We start from the raw sequence: 18538 nt of genomic DNA, 5'->3' as shown, positions 1-18538 counted from the left end.
ATGAGTAACGATCCCTTCAATCTGAGCGGTGGATTGCCCGACCCGGCAGAACTGGCGCAGTTAGCGAGCGAATTTTTCGCCGCCCTGCCCAATGGGGAACGCAATCCTCTCCGCGGGGTACCAGCACCGGACTTGCCCGCCGGTTTGCCTGGACATTTTTCACGTAACGAGGTGGGACAATCCGTTGGAGTGCATCCGGCTCCGGTGGGCATTCCAACCACACCACCTGCAACACCAAGAGCCGCCGTTGCCGAGGTGGCACCAGCTGGGTATACGGCAGCGCTACCGGCAATTGAACCATTAAAGCAACATTCACCTGCACCAACAACGCCTTTTTATTTCCTGGGTGATGTAAGCAGCTATCCGGCAGGTAATCCGGGCGGCGCAAACCTGCCTGGGCTACAAACCTTTAGCACACCAACGGATACGGATCTCCGTGGCTTGCTCAACGCAGAAGAACCGGCATTGCGCTCCGGTGGGATTCCTTCAGCCAGAGCGGCCGATGCCAGCAATCCGGCTGGGTCATTTTATTTTATTGACCCGTTGCGTTATCCAGGACCTCAGGGGAGTCATGCCGGTGCAGCGCCGAATCTGGCAGCCAGTGCACGTCCGCCCTTCGACGTTCACGCGATTCGCAAAGACTTTCCGATTCTGCAAGAACGTGTGAATGGCCGACAACTAGTCTGGTTTGACAATGCAGCAACCACGCAAAAACCGCAATCGGTAATTGATCGCATTTCGTATTTTTATGAACATGAAAATTCGAACATACATCGTGCCGCCCATGAGTTAGCTGCACGAGCTACCGATGCGTATGAAAGCGCACGTAAAAAAGTCGCCAAGTTCCTCGGGGCCAGTTCAGCAGAAGAAATTATCTTTGTTCGCGGTACGACAGAGGCAATTAATATGGTGGCCAAAACCTGGGGTGTACAACACATTGGCGAAGGTGACGAAATCATCGTCTCGCATCTGGAGCATCACGCCAATATCGTACCGTGGCAACAATTGGCGACCCAAACTGGCGCCAAAATACGCGTAATTCCGGTAGATGACAGTGGCCAGGTGATCTTGAGCGAGTACACACGTTTGCTCAATAGTCGCACTAAACTGGTATCGGTCACGCAAGTATCGAATGCATTGGGTACCGTCGTTCCGGTAAAAGAAATCATCGATCTGGCTCACCGTGCAGGTGCCAAAGTATTGATTGATGGTGCCCAGTCAGTGTCGCATATGCGTGTGAACGTACAAGCATTGGATGCAGATTTCTTTGTCTTTTCCGGCCATAAACTGTTCGGCCCAACTGGTATCGGCGTCGTGTATGGCAAACGCGATATTCTGGAAAATATGCAGCCATGGCAAGGTGGCGGCAATATGATCGCAGACGTCACGTTTGAGCGCACCATTTATCAACCGCCGCCGAATCGTTTTGAAGCCGGCACAGGAAATATCGCTGATGCAGTTGGTTTAGGTGCTGCGATAGACTATATCGAGCGCATCGGCATCGAAAACATCGCTCGCTACGAACATGATCTGCTCGCCTACGCAACTTATGGCATGCAATCTATTCGTGGCGTACGATTGATCGGTACAGCGCAAGATAAAGCCAGCGTTCTTTCGTTTGTACTGGATGGTTATCAAACCGAAGAAGTGGGTAAAGCGCTCAATGAAGAAGGAATCGCCGTACGTTCCGGACATCATTGCGCGCAACCCATTTTACGTCGTTTCGGCCTTGAGGCCACTGTACGACCTTCACTGGCTTTCTACAATACCTGCGAAGAAGTCGATCGGTTGGTATCAGTAGTCGCACGTCTGGTAGCTCAAAGAAAGACGCCGTATAAATAAAAATTTTTACTCTTCAACGCTATACCAATGCCCAAATTTGATTATGCAATTTGGGCATTTTTTTGACGAACTTAAAAGAAAACCCCTCTCAATTTCGTGTTCTGCCATCTTCTACGATTCAACATCTTAACTTCCAAAAAAGCTAAACCAATACGAACAACAAGCACTATTCAATTTCGACATAAGCGCCTGAGAAAATCAATAAATTTCGCATATCGATGATCGAAATGATTCGTTTCCGATAGTGACAAAGCTACCTAAAATCAAATTCAAGCGCTCGAAAAACATTTAATAAGAGCCTGCTTATCCGCACTTCTTTTCTCAACTACCTTTGGAGGTTTTTATGGGTTTGTCATTCAAGAAAATATTACCGGCAATTACTATTTTCTCTGCGCTATCAGGCGCTACGTATGCCGCAGATAAAGAAGTCAGCATCGCCTATCAAACCGTCGTTGAGCCTTCCAAAATCGCACAAGCAGATGGCGAGTATGAAAAGCAAACTGGCTGGAAAATCAATTGGCGTAAATTTGAAAGCGGCGGCGAAGTCATTACCGCAGTAGCGTCCGGCGACATCCAGATCGGCTATGTCGGCAGCAGCCCACTGGCGGCCGCAGCCAGTCGCGAATCGCCGATTGAAACCATCTTCATTGCCGCAGAAATTGGTGAAGCAGAAGCACTGGTGGTACGCAATGGCAGCAATATCAAAACACCGCAAGATCTGATTGGAAAAAAAGTGGCTGTACCATTTGCATCAACCACCCATTACAGCTTGCTAGCGGCTTTAAAACACTGGGGTGTCGATCCGAAAAAAGTAGAAATTCTTAACCTTCGCCCGACAGAAATTTCCGCTGCATGGCAGCGCGGTGATATCGATGCCGCTTATGTATGGGATCCAGCTTTAGGCAAAGTCAAAGAAACAGGTACGGTACTGACCAATTCAGCTGAAGTTGCCAAATGGGGCGCACCAACATTTGATGCCTGGATAGTGCGTAAAGATTTTGCAAAGAGCCATCCTGACTTTGTGACTGCATTCGTCAAAATTACTGGAAAAGCCTATGCAGACTATCGTCAACACGGATCTGGCTGGACCGCCGATTCCGCTCAGGCAAATAAGATTGCCCGATTAACTGGTGCTAATAAAGCGGATGTGCCTGCCTTATTACAAAGCTCGATTTTCCCAACACTCGACGAACAAATTTCACCACGCTTGTTAGCTGGTGGCACGGTTAAAGCAATCAGTGACACGTCGTTATTTTTGAAAGATCAGAAAAAAGCAGAGCAAGTCTTAAATGACTATCGTCCGTATGTGAATGCACAGTACGCAAAAAAAGCGGCGCAATTATAATTTGTCACGCTGCACGAAGTCGCTGAGCAATCAGGCGCGTCAGATAGTCGTTGCAGAACGGCTGATTGAACGCCTGTCTCCTTTTTAAAGTCCTGATTTGTAAAATCGTATGATAAAACTTGATCATGTAGGTATCCGCTTTCCGGGTAAAGAACAAACCCAAGACGTATTAAGTAGTATCAATCTGGAACTGCAAGACGGCAGCTTTACGGTTGTGATCGGTGAATCTGGCTGCGGCAAAACTACGCTACTAAATCTGATCGCTGGTTTTGAATCTCCAACCAGCGGCCATCTCAGCATCGATGGAACGCCTATCACAGGACCAGGCGCTGATCGCGGCGTTGTATTTCAGGACGACGCACTCTTACCATGGCAAACTGTCAAAGAAAATGTCGCATTTGGTCTGCAATTAGCAGGCAACAGCAAAGCTGTGCGCGAGGAACAAACCCACAAATATCTGAAAGTAACTGGCTTAGAGGCGTTTGCTGATTATCCGATCTGGAAAATTTCAGGCGGCATGCGACAACGCGTTGGCTTAGCGCGAGCGCTGGCGGTAGAGCCGCGATTCTTGCTCCTTGATGAACCTTTAGGTGCACTCGATGCCCTGACCCGCGCACGCATGCAAGAACATTTATTGCATGTCTGGAAGCTCTCCGGCAAAGGTATGCTGATGATTACCCACAGCGTCGAAGAAGCCTTATTTCTTGCCACTGACTTGGTACTACTACGCGCCAGACCCGGACGCATCGATAGCATACGTCAGCTTGATTTTGGTCGACGCTTTACAGAAGGCGAAAGCACCCGCAGCATCAAATCCAGTCGCGAATTTGTCGAATTACGCGAACAAGTTTTACAAGAATTATTGGCCCAAGAGGAGGTGCCTATATGAGCGAACAAGCCAGAGAATTTGCGCTGAATGAATTTTTTAAAGCACCTCAACATCTTAAGCAATCTGATCAAGCTTCAGTCACGCCAGCATCAGTCACTCCAGCATTACAAAAATTCCATCACTGGCGGCAACACTTACCTGACCGCGCCTACAGCCTGCTCACGTTTGCAATATTGCTATTGATCTGGTACACGTTCAGTGCCTTAAAAGTAGTGCCAGAACTATTTTTACCGTCTCCGGCTTCAGTGTTACGGAAATTTATTTCTGTCGCCGACGAAGGTTTTGTTGATGCAAGCTTGTTGGCACATACTGTAACCAGCATTGCCAGAGTGTTAGTAGCATTAATTTTGGCGACAGTAACTGCTGTGCCGATCGGGATTTTTATCGGGCTCAATCGCTATGCACGTGCAACAATTGATCCTCTCATTGATTTTTATCGACCGATACCACCTCTCGCCTACTTGCCACTCATCGTCATTTGGTTTGGTATCGGTGAGACCTCAAAAGTGATTTTAATTTATCTGGCTGTCTTCGCACCTATCTCCATCTCTACCGTGCAAGGTGTACGACGCGTGGATCAAAGTCGCATTCGCGCCAGCTTATCTTTGGGTGCTAACCGCTGGCAACTCATACGGTATGTCATTCTTCCCTCTACCTTGCCGGATGTACTTACCGGCGTCCGGATCGGTCTTGGTGTCGGCTGGTCCACCCTGGTCGCAGCCGAGTTAATCGCGGCAACCCGCGGCTTAGGGTTTATGATTCAATCCGCTGCCCAGTTTTTAGTTACGGATGTAGTTGTGATGGGCATTATCGTCATTGCTCTGATCGCATTTATCTTTGAGTGGGGATTGCGGCGATTACAAAAGATACTCGTACCCTGGAGTGAAAAAACGTAAGAAAGAAGATAAAAAAACAGAGAGCGCATCAAATGATGCAACGTAATCCAGATTGACGATATCAAACAACTGAAATCGATTCAATCAGGCGCCCCGTCAAATCGACGTGGCGCATGCGCTCTATCCACCACCCTAAAGCGGCGCCGACTTCCCCTGCCCGCCACGTTAGATAAAAAGTCTCATCAGGTTTAGGTTCTTCTACTTCTTTTTTAATTAATGCACCGGACGCGATTGCCTTTCGGGCATAAGGTTCAGGTAAAAAACCAAAACCGATTCCACTTAACTGTAGACCCAGCTTACTTTGCATGTCCGGAACAGCAACAACATTTTGTCCATACATCAATCCAATCGTGCGCGGCGCCAGGCGCCTTGCGGTATCAGAAACGCTAATTGCCTTATGCAACAGCAATTCTTCTTTTTTTATTTTGCCTTTTACTTTGGCTAATGGATGGGTAGGTGCGACGGCAAATACGAAAGAAATCTTACCAATTTCTTCCGCCACGTATCCACCGCCGGAGGGGCCTTGACCCGGCGCACCTATCATCAGATCTACCCGGCGATCAAGTAATGCTTCCCATGAACCTGTCAGGGACTCGCGTGAAAAGCGCAAACGTGTGCCTCCTGCGACGCCGCAAAACGCAGCAATATCAGTTTCCAGCGAAATAGGTGCAAATAAGGACTCCAGACCAATATTGAGCTCAGTCTCCCATCCTGACGCAACGCGCATGACCCGCTTTTCCAGATCATCTGCGATGCGAAGCAAATATCGCCCCTCGTTGAGGAGCTCTTCACCAGCACGTGTCAAACTAACTTTCGGCCCTTGTCGGTCGTAAATTTGGACACCCAAATCTTCTTCAAGTCTGGCAACACTGTATGAAATGGTGGATGGAACTCGATGCAATTCAGTGGCGGCTGCTGACAAAGAACCGCGCCTGTCGATTGCATCTAAGATCATCAAAGCATCGAGGCTAATTCTGAACATAGCTTATTCCATTTCTGAACAATGTATGGATGTGTAAAAAATCGACATCATACACAAGCTTGCTTTGTTGAGTTTAATTGCTCAGGCGGTGTCTCTGCTCACTTCAATAAAATACAAGTAAATAAGCAGAACGGCTGGAAGTAGCAAAGCGAGAAAATGCACATGACTATAAGCGAATGCCCCACCGACGGCACCAATACCAAAGAAAATCACTGGCCAAAAAAATTTAACGCATCGGCTACGTGTTTCCTCATCGGCCGTATGACGAACAATATCAACCAGGTCAATAACAAGCTGGGTCACATTTCCCGTCATCACGGTAGTAGGCGTCATGTGTGTCAGGGTCAATCGACTAGCGGCATTTTGAACCCCCATACTCGCAGCGCCTAGAATACCAGCCAGCAGCGCCATCGTTGTGCTGGTGTCAGTAATCGGTTCAGCGCAATATCCAGTAAACAAGAAACCAAGCAACAACACAAGCTGCAATAAAAGCAGAGAGGGCGTTGCGGGCTTGCCTTGCTTTTCGCGCCAAATGACGACTAATCTCGTGAATGCCACTGCTAAAACAAATGCAGGAAACGCGAGAAATTTGATCAAGACACCATGTGACGGGCGCACCAGCTCAGCACCTATCAATACGAAGTTTCCGGTCACGTGGGCTGTAAACAAGCCAAACAAGGCAACGAAACCGATAGTATCAATATAGCCGGCCAAAAAACTTAAGCTGATATTTTGCACCAGATGGTGTCGATCTGTGTCAGCGATTTTTAAAGATATCATAGGCGATGATTGATTTGAATTTAGCTTTATAGTTTTTTTACATTAACAGAAAAACGACCTGCGCCTGCAATCAGAACGGTGCCGAAAATGATCATGAATAGCCAACCAAATTGCCCCTCTGCAACCGACCAATCTGGATGAACCAAAAACATCGCCACCACCAAAAGACACACGACTGACAGTGCTGCAACTCGCACGAATACACCAGCAATAATCAGTAAGGGACAAATGACCTCAGCAAAAATAGAAAAACAGAGTGAAAAGCCTTTGCCTATATGGACAGGATCCTCAATGCGCTGTAGCTCATTGCTGAAATGAAGAATTTTGGGAAGGCCATGAACATACAGTAAGAGCAATGCGCCGCAAACGCGCAAATACAGCAGACCCAAGTCATGCAAATGTTCTGTATCTTTGCTATAAAGACGACGCAAAAATGAGGTAAGCGATGCCATCGTAATTTTTCCTTAGTTTGATACTACAAATTAATGCTGATTAACGCTGCCTAACGTTGACTAACCTTTATCAATGCCGATCATTTAAAGGATAAAATCGGGTAGAACATAGCCCAAAGTCATTGCTACAACGAGTAAGGCACCCACGGGCGTGGGTGGCGTCGGCGACGGCAAATCAAACCAACGACAAGCCGCCCCCACCGACAAACCCAATATCGATCCTGCAACCAGCGCCATCATTTGATACCCTCAGAAACTTCCGGCTTGGAACGCTTTTCCAAATAACGATCGACCAACCAAAAACCACTGCTCATCATAAACACCAACAAAGCTCCACTCAATACCGGGGGTGAAGGAACGGGAATTTTTGCCATTCGGCACGCAAGCCCAACACATAATGATAGTGATAAGCCGAGTAAAATTTTCTTTAAACGCATGGTCATGGTCGTATTCTCCTTTAAAAGGCAAAGCAGCTACATCCAAGCGCACCCCAAAAACCCGTATTGCTTGATACAGGCACAGACGATCTTCGTGCGACATCATGCGCATGCGCGTGCACACCACATGCACCAGCACATTGGTGTGGCAAGCTAGTTTGCTTCTGCAATACGGGTTTCCAATGACCGGGAACAGTCCTAACCGGAGACCAATCCGGCAGCACAGGCAATGAAGGCGGCCCAAATGTTGCGAACGTTGATGCACCATAAACGATCTTGCCGCCGACGACCGTGAGCACTGACTCGATTGATTTGATGCTATCTTCGTCAACACTAAAAAAATCACTGGATAGTGCGGCGAGATCAGCCAATTGTCCCACCTTAATCCGACCTTTTTTTCCTTGTTCGTTAGAAAACCAGGCACTGCCGGCTGTCCACAATTCAAGCGCCGTTTCACGCGGCAAAACGCCAGCCTGATCATACAAAGTCATTCCACCCACCGTTCGACCAGAGACCAGCCAATATAAGGCTGTCCACGGGTTATAGCTGGCAACGCGGGTGGCATCAGTACCAGCACCGACTGGTACGCCACTTGCTAGCATACGATTAATCGGTGGCGTATTCTTTGCAGCTTCAAGCCCATAACGTTCGGCAAAATACTCACCTTGAAACGCCATTCTGTGTTGAATCGCAATACCACCACCTAAAGCACTTACGCGATCAATATTGCGCTGACTAATGGTTTCCGCATGGTCAAACATCCAATGCAAACCAGCGAATGGAATGTCTCGATTGACTTTTTCGAACACATCGAGCATACGGCTAATCGATTCGTCGTAAGTGGCATGCAAACGGAAAGGCCATCTATTAGCAACAAGGTGACGGACAACCTTTTCAAGTTCGTCTTCCATACCTGCTGCCAGCTCAGGACGAGGCTCAAGAAAATCTTCAAAATCGGCAGCCGAAAAAACCAACATTTCACCGGCACCGTTATGCCGAAAGTAATCATCACCCTGCCCTGGAGTAACCATGTCTGTCCATTTTTGGAAATCGTCTAATTCCTGCCCCTTGCGTTGGGTAAAGAGGTTATAAGCAATACGTATGGTTAGTTGGTTTTCTTTCGCCAGTTGATCAACAATTTGATAATCTTCGGGATAATTCTGAAATCCACCACCTGCGTCAATCACACTCGTGACACCAAGCCGGTTCAACTCGCGCATGAACTGCCGGGTCGAATTGATCTGCTGTTCAAGCGGTAAAGTCGGACCTTTTGCCAGGGTAGAATAGAGAATCATGGCATTTGGTTTTGCCACTAACATGCCGGTTGGGTTACCGTGCTTATCGCGTTGAATTTCTCCGCCCGGCGGATTGGGTGTGTCTTTAGTGTAGCCAACTGCACGTAGGGCGGCTCGATTGAGCAGCGCGCGATCATACAAATGCAAAATAAAAACAGGCGTATCTGGTGCTGCTGCATTAATTTCTTCCAGCGTGGGCATTCTCTTTTCAGCAAATTGAAATTCCGTCCACCCTCCCACTACCCGCACCCATTGCGGGGATGGCGTACGCAATGCCTGCTCCTTCAACATCATTAAAGCATCCGCCAATGATGGTATCCCCTCCCAGCGAAGCTCAAGGTTATAGTTCAAGCCACCACGTATCAAATGCATGTGGGAATCGTTCAACCCCGGAATAACTGTGTGGCCAGCCAAATCGACTAACTTGGTCGCTGAATCACGCAAGCGCATTACTTCTTCAGTTTCACCGACAGCGACAAATTTTCCATCCTCAATCGCGACTGCACTTGCAATGGGATGTTGCTTATCCAAGGTATGAAAATGGCCATTATATAAAATTAGCTCAGCGCTCATTATTGTCCTCTTTTGTGAAACTGATTTGAATTGATACGATCGCCACGTATTCAATATTCATAAAAAACGAGGCGATCTTTGCCCAACTGTTATTGGCTTAATGTGCTTCGCTGGCGTTAAACATGGTCTTTGCATAAATCAATCCCAGACCATAACCACCACCATGCGCAATCGACGTTGCGACAGTCTCATTATAAGTTTCACTACGTGCCCAGTCGCGCTGCAACTCAAGAAGATACTGCAAAGAAGTCATTGGGCGAGCACCCTGTAAAATCATGCGCTCTATCGCTCGTTCATGCGCCTCATCAGAAACGTCTCCGCTTGCATCAGTGATGACATAAGCCTCAAAACCTTGATCCAATGCCGAGAGAACCGGACCAACGATGCACACGGATGTCCACAGCCCGGCAAAAACAATTTTATCTTTACCAAATGAATTAACGCGATCAGCAATACGCGCGTCTTCCCAGGTATTCATCGTAGTGCGATCAATCACGTCATGTTCCGGGAAAACAGATTTGATTTCATCAAACATCGGGCCCGAAAATGATTTTTCTGCGACCGTCGTCAGGATCGTGGCTACCTTAAATTCTTTCGCCGCTTTCGCCACTAAAGCAGTATTGTTACGAAGCTGAACCGGATCGATGGATTTGGTGGCAAATGCCATTTGAGATTGATGATCAATCATGATCAAGGCATGATTGCTTGGATTAAGTAAAGTGTTTCCTGGCTGAGCTTTGGCGATTGGCATGAATTTCTCCTTGGTTTTACAAAAAATATGCAAGTAATTCGAATATGAATGAGATCAAATTCCTCTGGCACCGGCTGACATTCCAGTCTCGATGACTTCAGGACTCGCATTATGAAATAGTAAAAAGAAAATGAAAAACGGAAAATTTCATGAAGTATCATCGAAATTTTCGAATATCAATTAATCAAAAAATTATCTGCGCTCAAAGGAATTGCACTTTGATGAACGATCCGAAAGGCGATCGAAATATCGTGTTTTTTAATCCCACACATCGATGCGCTATTCAGACCAAAAATTGCAGCAGCAATTAATTGAAACGTTAATGGATGTGCGAGGTGGCAAGACAGATAGATAGATACTCAACGTAACTCACAATCGATGTGATCTGTAGCAAGCAAAAGCAGACTTTTTTCTACAAACCCTGTGTTCCAGGTAAATAGACCGAGAAGTCCGAAGAACTTCGAATCTTCGATGCGGCAAATGTTGAGAAAATATATCGCGAAATGCAAAAAGGCTTACAGAAAATCTGTAAGCCTTTTTGCCGAATCTGGTTGCGGGGGCAGGATTTGAACCTACGACCTTCGGGTTATGAGCCCGACGAGCTGCCAGACTGCTCCACCCCGCGTCTGAAGAATGAAACTATACACGATTTTACTGCAATGCGCAATTGCCGGCCCTCTTTATTCTGATTATCTCTGTGACCTCGGCAGATGATACACTGCTGACATCACTCAAATTTATTCTATTCTGCTATGAAATTTTGTTCTGAATGCGCTGCACCAGTTGAGCTGAAAATCCCTGTTGATGACACCCGGGAACGATTTGTCTGCACGGCTTGCGGCGCTATTCACTATCAAAACCCCAAATTAGTGGTCGGCTCCATTCCTGTCTGGGAGCACGATGGCGAATTGAAAATCCTTTTATGCAAGCGTGCGATTGAGCCGCGCCTCGGTTTTTGGACCTTGCCTGCCGGTTTCATGGAAAATAACGAGACCTCGGCGCAGGCAGCACAACGTGAAACGATAGAAGAGGCTGGCGCCAATATCGAGCTCCATGAATTATTTTCTATCATCAACGTCCCCCACGTACATCAAGTGCATTTGTTTTATCGCGCGACGTTGCTGGATCTTAACTATGCCGCGGGCATTGAAAGCCTGGATGTGCAGATATTTGCAGAAAATGACATCCCGTGGGACGACATTGCGTTCCCCACTATCAGTCACACTTTGCGCTTTTTCTTCAGCGATCTCAAAAAAGTGCGTGAGGGTGGGCAATTTTCACTCCATGAAGAAGACATTTTCAAACCCATGCGGAGTAGCACTTGATACCCTGGCTGGAAAAAGATACGCCATTTCCCAATGTCAACACAGCATTAACAGAAAAACAAGGTGCCCCAGGCTTGCTGGCTGCGGGGGCTGATTTATCCCCCGAACGCCTGCTGGACGCTTATCGACATGGAATTTTCCCTTGGTTTTCAGAAGGACAACCTATTTTATGGTGGTCAACCGATCCGCGCATGGTGTTGCAACTGGATGATTTTAAAGTGTCAGACAGTTTGCAGAGGGTATTAAAGAAGATTCAAAAAGACCCGCGCTGGGAAATTCGCTTTGATAGTGCGTTTGAACAAGTCATGCGCGCCTGCGCAGCCCCGCGCAGAGATGGCGCTGGCACCTGGATCTCGGAAGATATTGTGGCAGGCTATTGTGCCTTGCACCGCGCAGGTTTTGCGCATTCGTCAGAGGTATGGCTGGATGGAGAATTGGTAGGTGGCGCCTATGGCGTTTGCATAGGTCATATGTTTTACGGCGAATCCATGTTTGCACGGGTCTCCAATGCCTCAAAAGTTGCCTTAAGTCATCTGGTTTTTTTCTTACGTGAACATGGCGTGAAAATGATAGACTGCCAGCAAGAGACGTCTCATCTGGCGTCGCTTGGTGCCAGACCGATTCCACGCTCAGATTTTCTGAGCTGGATACAAGTGGCAACTGCGATGCCTGCGATCTCGACTTGGCAACCACTCGTTGAACCAAATTTCAAGTAATTAAATGATGCACCGGATGCGCAAAGCAAGGGTAACGATAACGTGACTCAACTCAATGACTTGCCTTTTGTGAGCATACAGTTCTATGCCACAGCCCCCTACCCATGCAGCTATTTGGATGGCCTGCAAGCGCGTTCGCAAGTGGCAACACCAGCCCATCTGATCAATGCTGATACCTATTCAGAGCTAGTCAAGAGTGGTTTCCGCCGCAGCGGCATTTTTATTTATCGCCCCCATTGCGACAGTTGTCGTGCCTGTACGCCAGTGCGCGTGCGAGTTGACGAATTTGGGCCTAACCGCAGCCAAAGGCGCGCCGAAAAGAAGCACGCCGAATTGCACGCCACAGTCACCGCACTCGCCTATTCAAACGAGCATTACGAACTATACCAGCGATATCAGCATTACCGACATGCTGGCGGCGGCATGGATCAGGATAGCCGCGATCAGTACGCACAATTCCTATTGCAAAGTCGGGTGAATACGAGACTAGTCGAATTTCGCGATCAGCATGGCGCTTTAAAAATGGTCAGCCTGATCGACATTCTTACCGATGGACTGTCATCGGTTTATACTTTTTTCGATCCGGACGATACGAATACGTCTTACGGCACTTACAATGTCCTATGGCAAATACGTCAGGCCAAAGAACTCGCGCTACCCTATGTTTATCTTGGCTACTGGATTGCCGCAAGCCCTAAAATGGCTTATAAGATCAACTTCAAACCTTTGGATGCGCTGATGCATGGTCGCTGGGAGCCGTTATAAGAATGCCATAGCGAAGCAACACCAGTAGCTATCAGAATCAACCGGCAAAAAACTTGCCACAGAGAATAACAAATCACCCTTTTAATACGTATCTCCTATTTTCATCAATATTCATCAATACTATGCCTGAAAAACTTTTATATGCCCTGGCACGCTCCGTCCTATTTTCTATGGAACCGGAAAAAGCCCATCATCTGACCTTACCGGCGCTGCAACGCATGAGCAAATCGGGACTAGGTGGTTTATTTAGCAAACCAGCAGATGACCCGCGCACCGTGATGGGGGTGCACTTCCCTAATCCTGTCGGTCTGGCTGCCGGCCTCGATAAGGATGGTGCATATATTGATGGTCTTGCCGCATTGGGATTTGGATCAATAGAAATTGGCACGGTCACACCGCGCGCACAACCTGGCAATCCGCAACCACGCATGTTCCGCCTGCCGAAGGCAGAAGCCATCATCAATCGTATGGGCTTCAATAATGGCGGCGTAGATGCATTTGTTCGCAACGTTCAGTCTTCCCGCTTTTATCAGGATAAACAAGGTGTTCTGGGACTTAACATCGGTAAAAACGCTGATACACCCATTGAACGTGCCGCTGATGATTACCTGCATTGCCTGGAAAAAGTTTACCCTTACGCAAGCTATGTGACAGTCAATATTTCTTCACCAAATACCAAAAATCTACGCCAATTACAGGGGGCAGATGAACTCGATAACTTGTTGGCCCAGCTCAAATCGGCGCAACAAGCTCTGGCCGATAAGCATAAACGTTATGTGCCAGTCGCCCTGAAAATCGCACCTGATATCGATGCGGAACAAATCAAAACGATTGCAGATGCTTTGCTACGCCATAAAATTGATGGCGTCATCGCGACCAATACCACGATTACACGCGACGCAGTCAAAGGCCTGCCATTTGCTGAAGAAGCAGGCGGTCTATCAGGCAAACCGGTGTTTGAACTGTCCAATCGCGTCATTCGCGCATTAAAGGCCGAACTTGGCGATGAATTGCCCATCATTGGCGTTGGTGGAATTTTTTCCGGAGAAGATGCAGCGACTAAAATTCGTGAAGGCGCGTCTCTGGTACAGCTGTATTCCGGCCTGATCTACCAAGGCCCAGCGTTGGTCAAAGAATGCGCGGCCGCTTTGCGCAACGTCAGAACCTAAACGAGAGAACGCCAATGCAAACCGTCGCACTCGGTACGAGCCAGCTCCAGGTCAGCAAAATTTGCCTCGGCACCATGACTTTTGGCGAACAAAACAGCGAAAGCGAAGCGCACGCGCAACTCGATTACGCGCTGGAACGTGGGATCAATTTTATCGATACTGCTGAAATGTATCCGGTGATGCCACGGGCTGAAACGCAAGGAAAAACGGAACAATACATCGGCAGTTGGCTCAAAAAATCGGGTGCACGCGACAAAGTCATCCTGGCCACCAAAGTGGCGGGCCCTTCACGTGGCATGCATTGGATACGCAGTGGCGAGAATGATTTGAATGCTGTGAATATTCGCGCTGCAATCGAAACTAGCCTGCAGCGTTTACAAACCGATTATATCGATCTGTATCAGTTGCACTGGCCTAGCCGCAATGCACCTATCTTCGGGCAAAAGCAATTCAACCCAGAGTTAGAACGCCCGCATATCGCGATTGCAGAAACTGTCGCAGTGTTAGCGGACTTAATCAAAGAAGGCAAAATCCGCGCCTATGGCGTATCCAATGAAAGCGCCTGGGGCGTGAGTGAATTTGTGCGGCAGGCAGAACAACAACAGCTTCCACGCCTGACCTCGATACAAAACGCCTGCAATCTGGTTAATCGGGCATTTGAACAAGGTCTGGATGAAACATGCTTCCGTGAAAACGTTGGCCTACTAGCGTATAGCCCGCTGGCATTTGGTCAGCTCACAGGAAAATACGCCGACGATGCCAAAGCCCATGGTCGCCTGACGATCTTCCCGCCAACCTGGAGCCCGCGCTATACAAGAGCCAGCGTGTTAGAAGCCAGCAAACGCTATGCGGCATTAGCACGTGCTCACGGCCTGACGCCGACGCAATTGGCTCTTGCCTGGTGTTATTCGCGTTGGTACGTTACCAGCACTATTATCGGCGCGACTAACCTGACCCAGCTCAAAGAAAATATTGATGCATTTGACGTTCAGCTCAGTCCGGACATCATGAGCGCAATCGAAACGATACATACTGAAATCAACAATCCAGGCCAGTAATTCCCGTAATAATCCGCGCCCAAAATAAACATAGAACAGCTTTTTCTCATGGCAAACTGTTCTATTTTTTTGCTCTGCACCTGTCTCTATGAGTTATAAAGTAGCACTCGCGAGCTTCACACCAAATCCAATAAACATCGCGCCCACACCACCTGACAGTCCCGCCGATAAACGTTGCCGACGACGAAACGCATCCGCGAGTTTCGCCCCAACCAGAATGATTACCGTTAAATAAGAAAAACTACAAATCTGGCATATCAGCGCCAAAAACCCATACGACAATAATGGCGAATGAAAGTCAGGATCAACAAACTGAATGAAAAACGAAATGAAGAATAAGATCGCCTTAGGATTCATCAAGCTGATGATCAAGGCTTTGGTAAATGGCTGACTCATCGAAGTTTGCGCCACTGTTGCGGTTGCAACTTTATCTGATCGAGCAGCAACATTTTGATCTGACTTTGCCTGCAACCATCCGCGACGGCTATGCAGCAGCATCTGCAAGCCTATCCATCCAAGATACGCTGCACCGATATACTTTACCGCATAAAACAGCGTAGGGCTGCCTTTCAACAACGTGGCCATACCACCTGCTGAGAGCACCATTAAAATGAAATCGCCGACAAAAATTCCGCATGCACCTTGATATGCGGGGCGGATGCCGCGCTGGGCAGCTACACTCAACACATACATCGAATTAGGACCTGGCAACAAAACAATGAAAATGGTGCCAAAAAAATAAGTCCAGAAATCGGTGACGCCAAAGCTGGCGTGAATTAAAGCGTTCATTTGAAATACCATGTTGGAAAGCTGAGCGGGAAGAGATCATAACAGCCCCGTACAAACTTTGTCATGGACACGTGCGACTTGCCAGAGCGGCAAGCCGTCATAGAATATCCCCCATATTCACCCAACAAAACTCTTACAAGGAAAAATACGGCATTACCGGAGAAGTTTTTTCGGTCAGATGCATCAATAAGGATGCGTAACCAGTCGCTGAGAAAAGGACAATTAATCTTTCTTTTCGCGCACAGGCACTTGTACATTGCACAAATCGACGTACCCCGCTGGCACTTTATACCATTCACCTCCACGGTTACGTTGCGCTTCAACGATGGCTTTAAAAGTTGGCGTATCGGTGCGAATCACTTCCAATTTCGTGCGCTCTGCTTCTGGTACATCGGCAGCGATGCGTATAGATTTAATCGGCGTGTTTTGTTCTGGCTTTTCATAAAAACCTAAAGCACCTGTACCGCGCGGCAATGAAGTCAGCAGCGACATGCCCTGCATCACGCGCCCGACCACGGTGATATTACGATCAAGCTGGCGTGGTGCCTGGCCAGTAACCACGTACAAGGATGTTCCATCACCGCTAGTCACTTCGTTCCCCCGCGCAACACCCACGGCACCGTAGCAATGCGTCAGCCAGGTAGTCCCTGTTTTCGGATCGCGTCCAGCAGCAAAACCGTTGGAGTGCCCAACTTGCGGCGCATAACCATCAACATCAAATAAGCGATTAAACGTTAGCGTGGGCGTATATTTGACAGTGAATTCCGGATCAAGATTTTTCTTCGCAGTTTTGACTTCACGCTTCTCGTCTGGATCAGCCCATTGCACGACATAATTATCCTGAGAACGGACGATAGCAAGACCGTCAAAATACCCTTCCCTGACCAACTTACGAATATTGTCTGCGTGATTCGGCGCAAAATCGGGCGCCAATTCAATCACTACCCGTCCACTTGCCAATTCCAGATACAAAGTATTTTCCGGATCTAACGACCGCCAGTCATTTGCGCTGGAAGCCTTAACGATATCGCCCACACCTGGCTTCGCTTTGAGCGGATTTTCTTTCAAGGCCACCACGGACAATGGCGCAGCTTTTTTGTTATTGACAACCGCGTTCGCGTTAAGACTTACCGCAAACAAAGCCACTGCGGCCAATGCAGTCCATTGAAAAGGTAATTTGGACAGACCGGAAATACTTGAAAACATTGGCATCTTGATGCGTGCAGACATAGTCGAACTCCGTGAATAAGCTAAATGAAAACCCAGACAAAATTAAGTCAAAAGAAACTAAACGATATACAACAGTAATGCGTATTTTTCACTTGAGCAATATGCGCAACAACTTACGATATGAATAATTATTTGTCTACATAATTTGATCCCGACGTACTTTTGACAACACGCAAGCTCAAAAGTTTTCCACCATATCGTTTAAATAAAAAAAGCACCGTTACCGGTGCTTTTGCATGCAAACATCCAAAAATAGCGCAAGTAATAGCGCAAGTAATAGCGCAAATCTTAGCTATGCACTAAAGACAGGTGCGCAGCTCTGGAAGCAGCAGTCGATTTCAAACTCACTTTCAGTGAATTTTGGAGCGAGGCAAATGATCCACCTGCACGATAATTGAAGCTCACCTCCAGAATATCGCCGGGTTTTACGTCAATTGGTTCTGGTACTGGCAAAGACATGTAATGATTCAACCAATCGATGGTGGATGAGGTTTCCATTACCACGGCCAGAATATTTTTTGTCACAAAGCGTAAGGCGCTTAAGGTACCAGCCTGTTCTATCGTAAAACTACCTTCCCATTTAATTTGCAAGCCATTTGGCTGCGTAAAGTCAATCACGCTATACAATGCGGGCTGTGCGAGTTCACGCGTATCAGCAGAAAAAACGCCGGGCTGTAAAAACTGAATAATTGGCGCCTGATAACCCCAGAAATCGTAGGTGTGATGCAAAGGTTGCACCGCCATCACTACCGCTTCCGGAATGAATATGGGTAATGGTCCGCCAAATTTTTCAGTGTAACGCTGTTTGAAATTTTCAATCACTTCGACCTGCTTTTCGCGCAACATGGCAACGTGAATCATTTCGCAAATCACCACATCGACAGGTTCTGGTGGCAGGTATTCAAATGCGTCGGCGTGTATTACTTCAACTTTCTCGCCATGGGCATTTTTTGCCAACAAACGACGCGCTTCAGCTACCATATCCGGATTGAATTCTACACAGTAAACTTTGGCTGCTTTTTGTGCGGCAAACCAGGACAGCACGCCAGTCCCGCCGCCCAACTCAAGAACTTTAGCCCCTTCAAAAACCTGACGCTCAATCGCCGCTTTGAAATTATCCATACGATTCGCATCCATCAACATATTGTGATGGTATTGCAATGGAATAAATTGCCCAAGGTAGCAACTCTCTGCTTCACGCTCATTCAACATAGCGGTTCCTTTTTTATCAGTTTCTTCAAATG

19 protein-coding genes and 1 tRNA gene are annotated in these 18538 nt (G+C 47.6%); 9 read left to right on the top strand and 11 right to left on the bottom strand.

Going from position 1 to position 18538, the window contains the following annotated elements; all coding sequences use genetic code 11:
* From ACO0KY_RS15890 to tauC, 4 genes are all read left to right on the top strand, one after another.
* Entirely contained in the window at positions 1-1842 is a 1842-nt protein-coding gene (locus ACO0KY_RS15890; protein WP_423047663.1) for a family 2A encapsulin nanocompartment cargo protein cysteine desulfurase, read from the top strand.
* 349 nt (positions 1843-2191) lie between these two features.
* Positions 2192-3187 carry a taurine ABC transporter substrate-binding protein gene (gene tauA / locus ACO0KY_RS15885; protein ID WP_423047714.1) on the top strand — a complete coding sequence of 332 codons (996 nt, stop codon included), beginning with the start codon at positions 2192-2194 and terminating at the stop codon, positions 3185-3187.
* Between the two features lie 109 nt (positions 3188-3296).
* Positions 3297-4076 carry a taurine ABC transporter ATP-binding protein gene (locus ACO0KY_RS15880; protein WP_423047661.1) on the top strand — a complete coding sequence of 260 codons (780 nt, stop codon included), beginning with the start codon at positions 3297-3299 and terminating at the stop codon, positions 4074-4076.
* Positions 4073-4972: a taurine ABC transporter permease TauC gene (gene tauC / locus ACO0KY_RS15875; protein ID WP_423047659.1), complete on the top strand. Its 900-nt coding sequence runs from the start codon at positions 4073-4075 to the stop codon at positions 4970-4972. The genes ACO0KY_RS15880 and tauC overlap by 4 nt, the downstream gene beginning before the upstream one ends.
* Before the next feature lie 61 nt (positions 4973-5033).
* On the opposite strand, the gene ACO0KY_RS15870 is transcribed toward tauC, so the two are convergent.
* The 8 genes from ACO0KY_RS15870 to ACO0KY_RS15835 all read right to left on the bottom strand — a co-directional run bounded on the left by ACO0KY_RS15870 (position 5034) and on the right by ACO0KY_RS15835 (position 10867).
* Positions 5034-5954: a LysR substrate-binding domain-containing protein gene (locus ACO0KY_RS15870; protein ID WP_423047657.1), complete on the bottom strand. Its 921-nt coding sequence runs from the start codon at positions 5952-5954 to the stop codon at positions 5034-5036.
* Positions 5955-6035: 81 nt separating this feature from the next.
* On the bottom strand, positions 6036-6734 hold the full coding sequence (locus ACO0KY_RS15865; RefSeq protein ID WP_423047655.1) for a YoaK family protein: 699 nt from the start codon (positions 6732-6734) through the stop codon (positions 6036-6038).
* A 26-nt stretch (positions 6735-6760) separates the two neighbouring features.
* Positions 6761-7186 carry a DoxX family protein gene (locus ACO0KY_RS15860; RefSeq protein WP_423047653.1) on the bottom strand — a complete coding sequence of 142 codons (426 nt, stop codon included), beginning with the start codon at positions 7184-7186 and terminating at the stop codon, positions 6761-6763.
* Between the two features lie 84 nt (positions 7187-7270).
* The gene (locus ACO0KY_RS15855; protein ID WP_422989977.1) at positions 7271-7426 is read right to left on the bottom strand and encodes a DUF1427 family protein; all 156 of its coding nucleotides are present in this window, start codon (positions 7424-7426) and stop codon (positions 7271-7273) included.
* The gene (locus ACO0KY_RS15850; protein ID WP_423047651.1) at positions 7423-7629 is read right to left on the bottom strand and encodes a DUF1427 family protein; all 207 of its coding nucleotides are present in this window, start codon (positions 7627-7629) and stop codon (positions 7423-7425) included. The genes ACO0KY_RS15855 and ACO0KY_RS15850 overlap by 4 nt, the downstream gene beginning before the upstream one ends.
* A gap of 14 nt (positions 7630-7643) precedes the next feature.
* The gene (locus ACO0KY_RS15845) at positions 7644-9491 is read right to left on the bottom strand and encodes an amidohydrolase (RefSeq protein ID WP_423047649.1); all 1848 of its coding nucleotides are present in this window, start codon (positions 9489-9491) and stop codon (positions 7644-7646) included.
* A gap of 97 nt (positions 9492-9588) precedes the next feature.
* Positions 9589-10242, bottom strand: coding sequence for a hydrolase (locus tag ACO0KY_RS15840; RefSeq protein ID WP_423047647.1), 654 nt, complete (start codon positions 10240-10242; stop codon positions 9589-9591).
* Positions 10243-10790: 548 nt separating this feature from the next.
* Positions 10791-10867 (bottom strand) — tRNA-Met (locus ACO0KY_RS15835).
* 127 nt (positions 10868-10994) lie between these two features.
* Here ACO0KY_RS15835 and ACO0KY_RS15830 point away from each other — a divergent pair.
* The 5 genes from ACO0KY_RS15830 to ACO0KY_RS15810 all read left to right on the top strand — a co-directional run bounded on the left by ACO0KY_RS15830 (position 10995) and on the right by ACO0KY_RS15810 (position 15275).
* Entirely contained in the window at positions 10995-11567 is a 573-nt protein-coding gene (locus ACO0KY_RS15830; RefSeq protein WP_423047645.1) for an NUDIX hydrolase, read from the top strand.
* Positions 11564-12283: a leucyl/phenylalanyl-tRNA--protein transferase gene (gene aat / locus ACO0KY_RS15825; protein WP_423047643.1), complete on the top strand. Its 720-nt coding sequence runs from the start codon at positions 11564-11566 to the stop codon at positions 12281-12283. Before ACO0KY_RS15830 ends, aat begins: the two co-directional genes overlap by 4 nt.
* 42 nt (positions 12284-12325) lie before the next feature.
* The gene (locus ACO0KY_RS15820; RefSeq protein WP_423047641.1) at positions 12326-13048 is read left to right on the top strand and encodes an arginyltransferase; all 723 of its coding nucleotides are present in this window, start codon (positions 12326-12328) and stop codon (positions 13046-13048) included.
* A 122-nt stretch (positions 13049-13170) separates the two neighbouring features.
* Positions 13171-14217, top strand: a complete 1047-nt coding sequence (locus tag ACO0KY_RS15815) for a quinone-dependent dihydroorotate dehydrogenase (protein ID WP_422989963.1) — start codon at positions 13171-13173, stop codon at positions 14215-14217.
* 14 nt (positions 14218-14231) lie between these two features.
* Positions 14232-15275, top strand: coding sequence for an aldo/keto reductase (locus tag ACO0KY_RS15810; RefSeq protein WP_423047639.1), 1044 nt, complete (start codon positions 14232-14234; stop codon positions 15273-15275).
* 93 nt (positions 15276-15368) lie between these two features.
* Here the strand turns inward: ACO0KY_RS15810 and leuE are convergent, their stop codons facing one another.
* The 3 genes from leuE to ACO0KY_RS15795 all read right to left on the bottom strand — a co-directional run bounded on the left by leuE (position 15369) and on the right by ACO0KY_RS15795 (position 18506).
* Complete coding sequence (gene leuE, locus ACO0KY_RS15805; protein WP_422989959.1) at positions 15369-16064, bottom strand: leucine efflux protein LeuE; 696 nt, start codon at positions 16062-16064, stop codon at positions 15369-15371.
* A 222-nt stretch (positions 16065-16286) separates the two neighbouring features.
* A complete protein-coding gene (locus ACO0KY_RS15800; protein WP_423047637.1) occupies positions 16287-17294 on the bottom strand; it encodes a peptidylprolyl isomerase in 1008 nt (335 codons plus the stop codon).
* A gap of 288 nt (positions 17295-17582) precedes the next feature.
* On the bottom strand, positions 17583-18506 hold the full coding sequence (locus ACO0KY_RS15795; protein WP_422989955.1) for a methyltransferase domain-containing protein: 924 nt from the start codon (positions 18504-18506) through the stop codon (positions 17583-17585).
* Positions 18507-18538: the final 32 nt, after the last annotated feature.

It is taken from the genome of Undibacterium sp. Dicai25W (assembly GCF_049340505.1).
Taxonomy (GTDB): Bacteria; Pseudomonadota; Gammaproteobacteria; order Burkholderiales; family Burkholderiaceae_D; genus Undibacterium; species Undibacterium jejuense.
Note: the sequence above shows the minus strand (reverse complement) of the source record. Positions and strands in the feature narration are given on the sequence as shown.